Raw genomic sequence first — 313 nt, 5'->3', positions numbered from 1 at the left:
CTCTTGTACGTAACGCCAGAAAGCCGCACCGGACGGGTTTATGCAACAACACCGTACGACACTACGCTGACATGGCGCGCAATATTACCAACTAAGGAGCAAATTAAAACAAACTCCCCTCATCAAACATGTCAAACAATTGTAAAAACGCAGTCTGAGTGTTTTCTTGAAAAGCAGGAATTTATTCGGAGGAGGCAAAAAAAATCCTGCCTCAAAATAGGCGATGTGCATTCTGGGAGCATTCGGGTAGGCGCGTTTTTTGATCAGCGGAAAAATACTTTGCCCGAGCGGATGGATCTTCAAAGTTCCCACA

General features: G+C 45.4%; 1 protein-coding gene. It reads left to right on the top strand.

Features of this window, described 5'->3' with window-relative positions; genetic code table 11:
• Positions 1 to 313: hypothetical protein (locus tag RVY79_RS18655; RefSeq protein ID WP_317466039.1), on the top strand; the 313-nt coding region annotated here is incomplete at both ends.

Origin of the sequence: Chromohalobacter sp. HP20-39 (assembly GCF_033052815.1) — a bacterium.
Lineage (GTDB): Bacteria > Pseudomonadota > Gammaproteobacteria > Pseudomonadales > Halomonadaceae > Chromohalobacter.
This window is presented reverse-complemented; position numbering and strand designations above follow the sequence as displayed.